At 51.4% G+C, this 13,017-nt stretch carries 10 protein-coding genes and 6 pseudogenes; 9 read left to right on the top strand and 7 right to left on the bottom strand.

The genetic code is table 11. The annotated features are described in order from the left end of the window. Positions 1–273 precede the first annotated feature (273 nt). A pseudogene (locus SGP1_RS32185) lies at positions 274–827 on the bottom strand (TonB-dependent receptor plug domain-containing protein); the annotation flags it as partial. Positions 828–3,098: 2,271 nt separating this feature from the next. On the opposite strand from SGP1_RS32185, the gene SGP1_RS28535 reads away from it, so the two are divergent. The 3 genes and pseudogenes from SGP1_RS28535 to SGP1_RS28530 all read left to right on the top strand — a co-directional run bounded on the left by SGP1_RS28535 (position 3,099) and on the right by SGP1_RS28530 (position 4,361). Then, complete coding sequence (locus tag SGP1_RS28535) at positions 3,099–3,305, top strand: hypothetical protein (protein ID WP_158302463.1); 207 nt, start codon at positions 3,099–3,101, stop codon at positions 3,303–3,305. Positions 3,306–3,747: 442 nt separating this feature from the next. Then, positions 3,748–4,074: a DnaJ family domain-containing protein gene (locus SGP1_RS20700; protein WP_011412062.1), complete on the top strand. Its 327-nt coding sequence runs from the start codon at positions 3,748–3,750 to the stop codon at positions 4,072–4,074. A 36-nt stretch (positions 4,075–4,110) separates the two neighbouring features. Further along, positions 4,111–4,361 (top strand): annotated as a pseudogene (locus tag SGP1_RS28530) (alternative ribosome-rescue factor A). A gap of 1 nt (position 4,362) precedes the next feature. On the opposite strand, the pseudogene mscL reads toward SGP1_RS28530, so the two are convergent. From mscL to def, 5 genes and pseudogenes are all read right to left on the bottom strand, one after another. Further along, positions 4,363–4,828: pseudogene (gene mscL / locus SGP1_RS20695) on the bottom strand (large-conductance mechanosensitive channel protein MscL). A 96-nt stretch (positions 4,829–4,924) separates the two neighbouring features. Further along, positions 4,925–6,301, bottom strand: coding sequence for a Trk system potassium transporter TrkA (gene trkA / locus SGP1_RS20690; protein WP_011412060.1), 1,377 nt, complete (start codon positions 6,299–6,301; stop codon positions 4,925–4,927). A 101-nt stretch (positions 6,302–6,402) separates the two neighbouring features. Further along, positions 6,403–7,704 carry a 16S rRNA (cytosine(967)-C(5))-methyltransferase RsmB gene (rsmB, locus tag SGP1_RS20685; RefSeq protein ID WP_011412059.1) on the bottom strand — a complete coding sequence of 434 codons (1,302 nt, stop codon included), beginning with the start codon at positions 7,702–7,704 and terminating at the stop codon, positions 6,403–6,405. A 71-nt stretch (positions 7,705–7,775) separates the two neighbouring features. Then, positions 7,776–8,726, bottom strand: a complete 951-nt coding sequence (fmt, locus tag SGP1_RS20680; RefSeq protein WP_011412058.1) for a methionyl-tRNA formyltransferase — start codon at positions 8,724–8,726, stop codon at positions 7,776–7,778. Positions 8,727–8,747: 21 nt separating this feature from the next. Further along, a complete protein-coding gene (gene def / locus SGP1_RS20675; RefSeq protein WP_011412057.1) occupies positions 8,748–9,263 on the bottom strand; it encodes a peptide deformylase in 516 nt (171 codons plus the stop codon). 132 nt (positions 9,264–9,395) lie between these two features. Between def and SGP1_RS34575 the strand changes: the two genes are divergently transcribed. Beyond that, positions 9,396–9,578 carry a hypothetical protein gene (locus SGP1_RS34575; protein ID WP_041867264.1) on the top strand — a complete coding sequence of 61 codons (183 nt, stop codon included), beginning with the start codon at positions 9,396–9,398 and terminating at the stop codon, positions 9,576–9,578. A gap of 87 nt (positions 9,579–9,665) precedes the next feature. Then, positions 9,666–9,770: pseudogene (locus SGP1_RS36865) on the top strand (hypothetical protein); the annotation flags it as partial. A 187-nt stretch (positions 9,771–9,957) separates the two neighbouring features. On the opposite strand, the pseudogene SGP1_RS20665 reads toward SGP1_RS36865, so the two are convergent. After that, positions 9,958–11,066, bottom strand: a pseudogene (locus SGP1_RS20665) (IS256 family transposase). A 128-nt stretch (positions 11,067–11,194) separates the two neighbouring features. On the opposite strand from SGP1_RS20665, the pseudogene SGP1_RS28520 reads away from it, so the two are divergent. The 4 genes and pseudogenes from SGP1_RS28520 to SGP1_RS20650 all read left to right on the top strand — a co-directional run. After that, a pseudogene (locus tag SGP1_RS28520) lies at positions 11,195–11,431 on the top strand (DNA-protecting protein DprA); the annotation flags it as partial. Continuing rightward, positions 11,403–11,876, top strand: a complete 474-nt coding sequence (locus SGP1_RS20660; protein ID WP_011412056.1) for a DUF494 family protein — start codon at positions 11,403–11,405, stop codon at positions 11,874–11,876. The pseudogene SGP1_RS28520 and the gene SGP1_RS20660, both read left to right, overlap by 29 nt. Before the next feature lie 23 nt (positions 11,877–11,899). Further along, positions 11,900–12,454 carry a DNA topoisomerase family protein gene (locus SGP1_RS20655; protein WP_011412055.1) on the top strand — a complete coding sequence of 185 codons (555 nt, stop codon included), beginning with the start codon at positions 11,900–11,902 and terminating at the stop codon, positions 12,452–12,454. Further along, positions 12,444–13,016, top strand: coding sequence for a Sua5/YciO/YrdC/YwlC family protein (locus SGP1_RS20650; RefSeq protein ID WP_011412054.1), 573 nt, complete (start codon positions 12,444–12,446; stop codon positions 13,014–13,016). The genes SGP1_RS20655 and SGP1_RS20650 overlap by 11 nt, the downstream gene beginning before the upstream one ends. Position 13,017 lies beyond the last annotated feature (1 nt).

Here is a 13,017-nt window from a genome sequence, read left to right as displayed (position 1 = left end):
AATAAGAACTGCATAAGATATGTGCCGACAGCGCCTCTTCCTCGGCGTGTTAATAAACTTTCGTTAATGAAAAAATGAACATACAAGATATATCATTCATTCAGATCACATTACGGTCAAATAAGTGATCACTTAACTAATGAGAGGGGAGAGAATGATGACAGTGTCCAGTACTTCATCTTCATTATGTCGTTATCCTTCTGCGACATCAGTTTCATCGGCGTTGATTTAAAGAACAAGATAGACACAGGCGATCATAACGCCTTTACCGCCTTTGCGCACCATATTGATCGACGCAGAGGGGTTGCCCGTTCCCGTCATCAGCCCATTTGCGCCCCGCACGACTTCTACCCGGTCATACAGTGCAGTGTCGGTGGCGGAATCACCCAGATTCCAGCGTGACTCAAAGTAGGTGGGAATGCCATCGACCATGTAGTTGTCGATGAGAAAACCGCGTGAATAATAAAGGTCGCGATCGGAGCCAGACAGATTTCTACTAATCCCGGTGGTGTAGGTCATCACATCACCCAACGACTAGAGTTGCTGATCTTCCATGCGCTGTTGGCTGATAATGCTGACCGATTGCGGGATATCGCGAAGTACCATTGGCATTTTGGTGCCGCTGGTGGTGGTGGGCACGCTGTAATCCTGATTCTGGCTGTCCGTCGCCGCACCGGCGTCTGCGGTTCCCTTTACTACGATGGTGTCATGGTGCTGTCGGTCGCAGTGGTGGCGGCAAAGGCGGCGCCAGGCATCAAAGCCAAGGCAATGGCGGCGGCCAAGAACGATGGACCTCGCCCCACTGATGAATCATTGGCGGCAAACATTACATCTCCTATCTCATTTGTTATCGTTGTTCGGCATCAAAGTGATGCCAAGCCAGAATTATGTTAAATTATTTAGCTTGTAACTAATATTTATTAAATAATAATTTTAATTACCATTGTAAATAGATGTTGCGTCATATAACTGATAATGGCCATCGTCGGATGCACTAGCTTGAAACACTTGCCCTCCTAGCACGGCCGTCGTCGCATCGCTTCGGCCGGAAAGCTTTATTGTTGTCTTGCGGAAACCTGGGTTAATCATCTCAATAACTAGGATGACAGGATACGCTGCTGCCGAGAGTTGAGCGCCTGAGACGCAGGAGCGCTGCCGTCGGTAGCGGCTCGCATCAGAGCGACGGATGTATCGTTGTATGTTACTGCGCACACGGCTTAAGGCCGGTTCACGCCGACGGCTTTCGCTCGCTCCGCAGGGGAGCTGCAAACCTTTTACGCTTCAAATCATATTAATAAAGTCTGGTATTTAAATTTTGTTGTCTCTAAACCCGGAGGGCGTTGTCACATTTCTATCTCGGAAAAGTTTGCATGATGAACGGCGTTAAACTAAAAAAACATAAATAATAGATGTGTTTACGAATTGATAGGTTGCGTTTATACACGGATCCTCATGCCTTACTCTCTAAACACCTGCGAGTGAATGAGATTAGAAACAAGCTTATGCTATTGAGAAAACAAAGGTAGCATGATAAATAAAGATATAAAATCATCAAATGATTGAGTCGGCGTAAGAATGCTAGTCTTCGCCACCTTAAGAAATTGATTTATTACGTTCTGACTCATGCACAACATCTACTGAGGCCCGAAAGAACTAAAAGATGCTAAAATGTACGCTCTATGGGGTACCAGGAATATTACATGTTGATTTAACTGGCAGCCAGAAAAAAGAATGATGAAAAATGAATACAATAGAATTTATTTTTATTCGTAATAAAATTTCGTGTGCAATCACTTCTGCTTTTGATAATGCAAACTATATCGTGAAAAAAAAGGAGGAGACTTTTGTAAGACTAACATGACAGCTAAAAATGGAAAATCTTACCATTTTAAGCGAAAGTCTCCTAACACTTATGCCGACATTAAACGTTGTGAAGTGACAGTCTTTTATGGGAGTTTTTTCCATCCCGTAGCCACTGTCATGATGAAGCTGGGGTTTAATCATTTAGGTCAGGTAAAGCTCCTGCGAGAAAATTTGTGCAACGATGACTATTTTCCGTTATGGCGTTATGCCTTCTATTGGGCAAGCTCCACTTAACATGTAAAGACAATTTTTCAGTCTTCCCCCTTGAATAAAACGATTTTAAATTGATCTTACCCAGATTAAACGATAGTGTGAACGAAGCTATGGACTTAATGCGTCAAGACGATTACCCTTATTTTGACAGTTATCGCTGAAGGATTAACCAAGATATTGTGAATGTAAAAATATTTCTATGTTGAAGATGGAGGATTTTTTCCCTAAGGCGAGTATGCGCCTGACGTTAATAATTACTGGCTCCTGTATTTATCAATGAATACAACAACTACCTGGCTCCTCGAATCTTTTTTATATCACTTTCTCACACGTAAGGAAAGGCTGTCAAGCGATGTGTATTGCTAGGGTCGCCAAAAATAGCTTTATTAGTCAGCCTGCTCAAGATAAGAGCCATTAGCCTGCTTAGCCTCAATGATCTGTCGTTATCACTACGTGGTCTGACCCCGACAATCCGTTTGAAGCGAATTGCTTATACAAAAGTTGAAATTACCATGATAATCAATAACAGATATTTTCTTTGACGCTAAATTATATGCGATAACTGATCACGCGTGAAATTTTTCGATACATAAATCGAGTGCCTCGCGATGATAAAACTCAGTGCATGCGTTTGAATTTAATATCGAATATAACGCCTGCCCTACACCTAACTAATGTTGAAAAGTCATTAGTCACTTTTTGATCTATTGATTAGTTACACTAACACTATTAAGTTAAATGATAGACATGGCAGCAGGACCTGCGATAGTGATGAAAATAGTTAAAGAAAGAGTTTTTCTTAAATAAAGTTAAAGATGACGATGTTTCTGTCGTTAAATTCTCGTTTAATTGCCAAACAACACGCCTCAATATTTTTTGAGTTAACCATGCTGATAGAATTCTTTCATCGGCAAGGAGGAAATTTCTGCTTCTATAATTCACTAAGCTTAATTTTTTATTTAAAGGAACACAATATGTCAATTAACTAAGATAAGGCTGGATTTACTCTTAATATTCGTTTGGTGGATAATATTAATGATGAAGAAGGTAAGTTTAAAATGTCTTTTAGTGGCGGTAGACTTGGTATCGTCGAGGACATCAAATCTGTTAAAGGCTTAGATGAATTGGGATATACTCCTTTGACGCCTGTTACCGAAGCTTCCTTGTACGAATGCAATATTTCTGTTGCTCGTTACCCGGAAAACGATTTGCATATCACAGGCAGGTAGGTATTCGTATTGATCCCATGATGGGAACAGTCAGAATTGTTAATTCTGAATTTAAAGGCCCCGGAAATATTGAATTGGTCGCCCAAAAAGCCGGCAAAGATAAGATTGATTTTGTGGTTTATTCAATTAGTAGATAAATATTCTTCTGCATTTATGTATAATTAGTCGTACCTCAAGACAGATTGAAAGCACTCTTATATTCCTCCAGCAATGTTATAACATTTTCATTCTTAAAGCGTCAGCGCCTTCGTCTTCCTGTAATGCGTAATCAACAGCACGCTGGCCCACAGAGGTATGCCGGTTGTTTTCGTCTAGTGCGAGTAAGCGGTAGCGGTATCCCCTTATGAGGTTGTGACATTATCTTCCGTTCGGTTAAGATAACGCTAATTTAACCCGGGCCGTGATTGGCGACTGCTTATGTTAAACACGTTGAGGTAACACAATGGGACTCATTGACGACTGGGCCGAACGTCATATACAGCAAGCGCAGCAGGCGGGAGAGTTCGATGCACTGCCTGGCCATGGCAAGCCGCTGCAGCTGGATGACGATAGCGCAGTGCCGGCAGAGCTGCAAGATCGTAAAGACGCTCTGCAGCTTGCGGACCTGCTCAAGACGCTGGACGAGGACGATCCTCTTGTTGCGCCTTTGGACGCCCGGCTATGGCTGCTGGATATGAAGCTTCGCCAGGCCGGAATGAGCACTGGCTTCCTCCATCAACATTACCAGCGACAACTGCGTGCGCGTTTTATCCGATCCGGACGTAGCTAGCGTTAGATCATTTTTCCAATCGACGAGAGAATAGCTATGAACGATAACTATCGCCACACCAAAGGCGCGATTCAGGACAATGCGCTTGCGCGCTGCTGCACGATCCGCTGTTTCGTCAACGGCGCGAAAAGAACAAGAAAGGGAAGGGCAGCTATAGCCGTAAGCACCAATCGAAAGGGAACTGGGAGGCCAGTGGCAAACGTATTATCGGTACGATTGCCACTGGTTTTCTTTATCGCATTCGGTCCCTGGCGGACAAAGGTTGTCCGCCTACAGCCGATAAATGATTTAGAGTTTAGGCGGCGCGGCATCTGGCCTCTTAATCGTCGTTGTACCCGGCGCCATGGCGTTGTTTTGTTGTTTCAAGAGATCGCGGATCTCGGTAAGCAGCGTCTCTTCCGCACTCGGTTTGGACGGCTCGGCGGGTTTTTCCGCCTCTTTGCGATGCATTCCTGTTAATCAGTTTGATGATACAGAACACGGCAAAGGCTACGATGATGAAATCAAAGATGTTTTGCAGGAAAATCCCATACTTCATTACCACCGCCGGCGTGTCTCCCTGCGCCGGCTTTAGCACCCAACTGAATTGCTTAAAATCAATCCCGCCGATCAGCAACCCCAGCTGCGGCATAATGACGTTGGCCACTAAAGATGAGACGATTTTGCCGAACGCGGCACCGATGATAATACCGACCGCCAGGTCGACCACATTGCCACGCATCGCGAATTTGCGGAATTTTTGTAAGAAACTCATAGGCTTTCTTCATCATTTATGAATGACCTAAGTCTAACAAAGGATGAATGATTTACCAGGGGGTATTTTTCCGAATAGGCCGGTGCATAGCGACGCTCAGAGGAAAAAGGGACTGGGCTGGAACAACCGTTCCACATCGCTGACGAATTTTTTATCGGTCAGGAACATGATCACGTGGTCGCCCTGTGCGATGCGACTGTTGCGGTTGGCGATAATCACTTCGTCGCCGCGCACTATGGCGCCGATAATGGTACCGGGCGGCAGCTTGATGGCATCGATATGGCGGCCGACCACGCGTGAGGTGCTCTCATCGCCGTGGGCAATGGCCTCAATCGCCTCCGCCACCCCGCGCCGCAGCGAGGAAACGCTGACGATATCCGCTTTGCGCACGTGCCCGAGCAGCGCGGAAATCGTGGCCTGTTGCGGGGAAATGGCGATGTCAATAACGCTGCCCTGCACTAAATCCACATAGGCGCGCCGCTGGATAAGTACCAACACCTTTTTCGCGCCCATGCGTTTGGCCAGCATGGCGGACATGATATTGGCTTCATCGTCGTTGGTAATGGCGATAAAGACGTCAATCTGCTCTATGTGCTCTTGCACCAGCAGCTCTTGATCTGAGGCGTCGCCGTAGAAGACGATGGTATCATGCAGCCTTTCCGCCAGCTCCGCGGCGCGTTCCTGATCGCGCTCAATCAACTTCACGCTATAATCTTTTTCCAGCCGATAAGCCAGACCGGCGCCGATATTGCCGCCGCCGACGATCATGATGCGCTTATAGGGTTTTTCCAGCCGCTGCATTTCACTCATTACCGCGCGAATATGCTGCGAGGCGACGACAAAAAACACTTCGTCGCCTGCCTCGATAATGGTCGAGCCCTGCGGACGAATCGGCCGGTCCTGGCGAAAAATCGCCGCGACGCGGGTTTCGATATGCGGCATATGCTCGCGTAGCGAAGAAAGGGCATTGCCCACCAGCGGCCCGCCATAATAGGCCTTTACCGCCACCAGGCTGACTTTGCCTTCCGCAAAATTGACTACCTGCAGCGCACCGGGATATTCAATCAGCTTGTAGATGTTATCGGTGACCAGCTGCTCCGGGGAAATCAAATGATCAATAGGCACCGCTTCGGGTGAAAACAACCGCTCCGCTTCGCGGACATAGTCGTGGGAGCGGATGCGGGCGATACGGTTTGGCGTTTTAAACAGCGTATAAGCTATCTGGCAGGCAATCATATTCGTTTCGTCGGAGTTGGTGACTGCCACCAGCATATCGGCATCCTCAGCCCCGGCATCGCGCAGAACCCGCGGATGAGATACATGTCCCTGAATCGCACGCAGGTCAAATTTGTCCTGCAGTTGGCGCAACTGGTCAGGGTTGGTATCGACGATGGTGATGTCATTGTTCTCACCCACCAGGTTTTCCGCCAGCGTGCCGCCGACCTGCCCCACACCAAGAATAATGATTTTCATAGAAGACCCGTTGTGTTCAGCCCGGCGCACCTGCAACGGGTGCGCATACCGTTATCATCTGTGCCGTTAGTCGGAGCGCTTACCGTTTATCATCTGCGTCCTCAGCAGGCCTGAGTCTCTTTTATCATCTTAGCGTAAAAGAAACCATCGCCCGAGGTCGGCACCGGCAAACATTGCAGGCCAGGTGCGGCGGCATCACCTGTTTCCTGCAGCAGGGCGTCGGGGTGGTCGGCGAGAAACGCAGCAATTTGCCCACGGTTCTCTTCCGGCAAAATGGAACAGGTGGCATACAGCAATGTGCCGCCGAGCTTCAGAACTCGCCAGGCAGCGCACAGGATTTGCCGCTGCAGTTCGGCCAGCTCGGCGATATCGCCGTCACGGCGCAGCCATTTAATATCCGGATGCCGACGTATGACGCCGGTCGCGGAGCAGGGGGCGTCCAGCAGAATGCGATCGAAAAGCATGCCGCTGCGCCAGGCGTCCGGTGTGCGGCCGTCGCCAATCACCACCTCCGCCTGCATGCCCAGACGCTGTAAGTTGTCATGGATTCGTGCCGCGCGCTGCCCATCCACATCCACCGCCATAACCCGCGCCGCGGGTGCGATTTCCAGTATATGGGTGGTCTTGCCGCCGGGGGCGGCGCACAAATCGAGAATGGTTTCACTGTTTTGCGGCGCGAGCAGCAGGGCGCAGCCCTGTGCCGAAGCATCCTGCACTGTTACCCAGCCCCGATCGAAGCCGGGAAGACGGCCGACGTTGCAGGGCATTTCCAGCCTGATGGCATCTGGTAACTGCGAGTGTGCGACGGCCGCAATATCCGTGCCGGCCAGCAGCGCCAGATAGGCGTCACGGCTGTGGTGCAGCCGGTTGACACGCAACCACATCGGCGGCCGTTGATTGTTGGCGTCGATGATCTGCGCATACTGCGCCGGCCAGGCGGCCAGGATCCGTTTTTGCAACCAGGAGGGGTGCAGATGGCGGATATCCTGCCGCTCGGCGTCGGCCAGCAGGGCTGGCTGCTGGCGTTGAAATTGGCGCAGCACGCCGTTAATCAGCCCCTTGAACTGTGGTCGTTTCATCGCCACCGCGCCCTCAACCGTCTCTGCCAGCGCGGCATGCGGAGGAATGCGGGTGTATGTCAGCTGATACAGACCAACCATCAGCAGATAATGTACCGGGCGTTGTTTCCCGGTCAGCGGCTTTGCCATCAGTTGGCGCAGTAACCATTCCAATTGCGGCAGGACGCGCATGATGCCAAAGCACAGCTCCTGCAGCAACGCGCGGTCCTTCTCGCTCAAAGGAGCCTGCAGCGGCGGCAACAGGGCTCCGAGGGACTGGCCCTGATCCAATACCTGCGCCACCGCTCTGGCGGCGATAACGCGGAGATTATAGTGTGTTTTCATAGCTGATCGGGCCGTGGGCGCTCGCTTTACAACCGATGGAAGAGGCCGTCGGCTCACCTCCAAGGTGAAGATTAATCCAGAACAGTGCCGGGAATAAACGATTCACGGCGTGAATTGAGCAAATCCTGAACCGACATCGCTTTTTTACCCGCAGGCTGCAACTGTGTCAGCGTCAATACACCCGCGCCGGTGGCGATGTGAATGCCTGCCTTGTCCGCAGCCAATATCGTCCCGGGCGCGTGTGAAGACGTCTGCCCGTCATCGACACCGGCGGCCCAGACTTTTATCGGCTGTTCTGCCAGCGAAAAATAGCTGATGGGCCACGGATTAAAGGCACGGATGCAGCGCTCAAGCTGCGCCGCGGGTAGACGCCAGTCGAGTCGGGCTTCTTCCTTGCTGAGTTTGTCTGCGTAGGTGGCAAGGGCGTTGTCTTGCGACTCTGCGACGGCGCGGCCTGCAGCGATCTGCGTTAGCGTGGATAAAAGAGCGTTTGGCCCGATTTGCGCCAGTTTGTCATACAGTGAGGCGCTGGTATCGTCATGCTGGATTGCGCAGACGGCCTTATGCAGCATGGCGCCGGTGTCGAGCCCGGCGTCCATCTGCATAATCGTCACGCCTGTGCGATCGTCGCCGGCCCATAATGCTCGCTGAATGGGTGCTGCTCCACGCCAGCGCGGCAATAACGACCCGTGCACATTGATACAGCCGAGCAGCGGCAGGTCCAACACGGCTTGGGGAAGGATCAGGCCGTAAGCCACGACCACCATGATATCCGCATTCAGTTCCGCCACGCTCCGTTGCCCCTCAGGTTTGCGCAACGAAGCAGGCTGAAACACGGGCAAGTCATGCCGCTCAGCCAATTCCTTCACCGGACTGGGTGTCAGACGGTTGCCGCGGCCTGCGGGCCGATCCGGCTGGGTGAAAACCCCGACCACCTGCTGTTTGGCATCTATCAAAGCGTCCAGATGACGCGCAGCAAAATCCGGAGTACCGGCGAAGATGATACGTAAAGAGTCAGACACGATGTTTCCTATGGCGTTGGATTACTTTTCCGCCCGCGCGGTCATACGCGCCAGTTTTTCCATTTTTTGACGAATGCGCTGACGTTTCAGCGGCGAGAGGTAATCGACAAACAGCTTACCTACCAGGTGATCCATCTCATGCTGGATACAGATCGCCAGCAGATCGTCCGCCTCCAGCTCGAAACTGTTACCGTCGCGATCCAGCGCCTGCACCTTCACTTTTTCGGCCCGAGGTACGAAGCCACGCTGATCGGGGATTGACAAACAGCCTTCATCAATACCGGTTTCACCGCTTTTCTCCAGTAATTCGGGATTGATCATCACCAGGCGCTGATCGCGACTTTCCGAGACATCGATCACGATGATCCGCTGGTGGATGTCGACCTGGGTGGCGGCCAAACCGATGCCCTCTTCGGCGTACATAGTCTCAAACATATCATCCACGATGCGGCGGATGGCGTCATTGACGTCGACGACGGGTTTGGCGACTTTGCGCAGTCGCTCATCGGGATAATGTAATACCTGCAATAATGACATAGTGGTCTGAATCTGCATCTGAGTATGAAATCGAAATTTAGCCTTATTCTAGACATTTCCAGCACTGATTGACAGCATTGGACAGAAAATGTCCGGGCGTTGGCCGGTCGCCAGGCAAGGGAAGGAGGGGGAATGCCATTAAGCGAAATGTGGCTGCGCATGGCGGCGGTAAAAGGTGTGAACGGCGCCCGGGCCAAGGAATATTTAAACAAAACGACGGATTCGTCGCCGTTGGACACGCAAGCGTTGTTAAAGACGGTTTTAACCCCGCGGCAGCACCAGCGCTACCAACATTGTCCTCCGGACGAACTGTAGGCCGCGCGCCGCTGGCCGCCGGGGGAAAGACCTTAGCGGTATTGGGCTTGTGGGATCGGTTACGGCTATCCGCGCCAGCATCGTCGGTTGGCCGCCGATATTGTCGCGCAGGACGGTGCGCTGGTATCAGAGTTTTTGCCTTTTGCACCGCCGCTGGCGATGCATTTTCCTTTTCGTAATCGTTTAATCAGTGGTTTTAGCCTAGGAGTGCTGGTAGTTGAGGCGGCTATAAAAAGCGGCTCGCTGGGCAGCCCTTCCAGTGCCGGCACCCACTGGCTTATCCGCCAGGGCGCGACGCTCATTACCCGTCCGGAGGAGATATTTGAACAGCTATGCGGTGACCTGAAAGGGAGTTATTATCAAATCTGGTGTATGGCGATCAGGCTACGTTCTGCTCTGATGCTTCGTGAATCTGTTCTCCATCCTGAAATTGGACGTTGTTTACCACCAGGGTCAGCAGGTCAAATCCTCTTAGCCGGTTCCAGCTTTTCTGAGCAGACTGGAGCAGCTTAAATACCATTGACAGGGTGGTTTCTCTCGAACCACACTTCTTTGCGCGTCTGCTTCGTAGCCTCATAGTCGCAAAAGCCGATTCAATCGGCTTTGTCGTTCTTATTGATGCCCAGAGCTCTGACGGGAAGTCGTAGAATGCCAGCAGTTCTTCTCGATCTTTCTCCAGCTTCTTCATCGCTGCAGGATACTTCGCTGAAAACCTTGCCAACAAAACATCAAAAGCGTCATTAGCGGCATCGCGGCTTTCTGCTAGCCAGATCTCCCGAAGCTCAGCCTTAACTTTCGGTTGCATGGTTTTGGGGAGTGAAGCTAGCACATTAGCCGTTTTGTGCACCAACAGCGTTGGTGCTGCGTGTCCGGGAATATCTTTGCCATTGCATTCCAAAAACCAAGGGCACCGTCTCCCGTAGCTAGCTTGGGAGATACGGTTAGGCCACCTGCTTGCAGGCCATGGAGAAGTTCGGCCCAGTTTGCTTCTGATTCTCGATAACCCTCTTCGACCGCAACCAGCTCCTGACGTCCATGCTCAGTGACGCCGGTAGGCAAAGGCGATCATCTTGCCTGACATGGCTGTATATGCCATCAGCCCAGAAATAAACGTAGCGCGTATCGCTTAAATCACGCAGGCACCATTGCCTGTGCACTTCAAGCCATTGCTGTTTCAGTCTGCTGATGGTACTCGCGGAGAGGCCATGGGCTTTTTCACCGAGTAGCGTCCCCCAGGGCTTCATGAAAATCACCGGTGGATATGCCTCGCAGATACAGCCATGGCAGCAACGCGCTGTTGAACGCTGTGGCAAATAACCGTTACGGACGACGGCATGACGCCCATCGTCAAGACGGCGTTCAGCATGGCTTCGAGCTCAGCCTCAACGACGGCGGCCATCAGTTGTCTGGCACCATGACGGATGAGTTCATGCAGGGATCACCGGTAATATCTGGTTCTGCGGAAACCTGTAGGGTAGACTTTTTCATGGCGTATCATCTCTCTGTTGTTGAAGTCATCCACGAAATCAATCAGCAGCATACGCCACCCTCTCCGAAAACTCATACACCAGAAATGAGCATAACTCGACCTGAAATGGTTGGTGTCGAACAAGACGGAAATTATTTCTGCACCAGAATGCGAAGTTAAATTGCCATTTGCCGATGTGTTGGCTAACGTAGGGGATGAGGTTACACCTGTTGACGTCGTCGCTGAACGTGCCGGCCAACCTGTGCCAGAGGTGGTGGTGAAACTGCTCGAACTGGAGTTAGCAGGATGGATCGCAGTTGTACCCGGCGGCTATGTCCGATTAAGGAGGGCAGGCCATGTTCGACGTACTAATGTATTTGTTTGAAACCTACATCCATAATGAAGTCGAGATGCGCGTGGATCAGGATAAATTGACCGATGACCTTACCCAGGCGGGCTTTCATCAGGACGATATTTATAATGCGTTAAACTGGCTGGAGAAACTGGCAGATTTGCAGGACGGGACGGGCAGAGCGTTTGCGCTCAATGCCGATCCGCTTGCCATGCGTATCTATACTGATGAAGAAAGTCAGTTCCTGGATACCGATTGTCGCGGTTTCTTGTTATTTCTCGAACAGATTCAGGTGTTAAACCTTGAGACCCGCGAGATGGTCATCGATCGTGTGATGGCGCTGGACGCGGCGGAATTTGATCTGGAAGATCTGAAGTGGGTTATTCTTATGGTGCTGTTCAATATTCCCGGCTGCGAAAATGCCTATCAGCAAATGGAAGATTTGGTTTTTGAAGAAGACGAACAGCATCTGCATTGATGCATCAAAGATGATTTAACGCTATGACCAAAGCTGCGCTTTTTGCCGCGAAGCAAACGAAGGCCTGCCCCGAATGCGGGGCAGAGCTTGTTATTCGCTCTGGCCAGCACGGCCCCTTTCTGGGCTGCTCTCATTACCCACAATGCGACTATATTCGTCCACTGAGGCCGCAGGGCGACGGACATGTGGTAAAAGTGCTTGAAGGGCAGCTTTGCCTCGCATGTCACTCCACGCTGGTATTGCGCCAAGGACGCTTTGGTATGTTTATCGGCTGCTCGAACTATCCCGAGTGCGAGCACATTGCACCCACGGCGGTGGCCGACACCACCGCTTTTACCTGTCCAGAGTGCCGTTCCGGTAAATTGGTGCAGCGTACCTCGCGCTTTGGCAAAAGTTTTTACGCCTGTGATCGGTACCCAGCCTGTAAATATGCCTTGAATAATCAACCTGTGGCGGGTGAATGCGAGTATTGCCATTTTCCGCTGTTGATGGCGAAAAATACTGCCCGCAACGTAAAGCGCTTTTGCGCTGATAAGCGTTGCGGCCGACTGGTAGCGATAAACGACAATGATGATTGAATCCTCCTCCCAGGACGTGGCGAGTCTGGTCATTGCGCTACGTCAACAGCAGGTTATCGCTTATCCGACGGAGGCCGTGTTCGGGTTGGGCTGCAATCCTGACAGCGAAAGCGCGGTCCAGGCGCTGTTGGCGTTAAAACAACGCCCGTGGCAAAAAGGGCTAATTCTAGTCGCCGCGCATTACGCTCAGTTAAAGGAATATATTGACGACGACGCGTTAGATGATGCTGCACGATCGCGGATCTTCGCCAGCTGGCCTGGTCCCGTGACGTGGGTGATACCGGTCTGTCCGACAACACCGAGCTGGCTTACGGGGCAACATGCATCCCTTGCGGTACGCGTCAGCGCGTTTGAACCCGTACGGCGTCTTTGTCTTGCGTTCGGCAAGCCGCTGGTGTCCACCAGTGCTAATCTGACCGGCCAACCGCCGGCGCGTAGCGCCGACGAAGTGCGCGGGCAATTGGGCGCCGCTTTCCTGGTGCTGGACGAAGCGGTGGAAGGACGACTCAATCCCACTGAGATACGCGATGCTCTGAGCGGCGAATTGATTCGACAGGGCTGAT

It is taken from the genome of Sodalis glossinidius str. 'morsitans' (genome assembly GCF_000010085.1).
In the GTDB taxonomy this organism is placed as follows: Bacteria; Pseudomonadota; Gammaproteobacteria; order Enterobacterales; family Enterobacteriaceae; genus Sodalis; species Sodalis glossinidius.
Note: the sequence above shows the minus strand (reverse complement) of the source record. Positions and strands in the feature narration are given on the sequence as shown.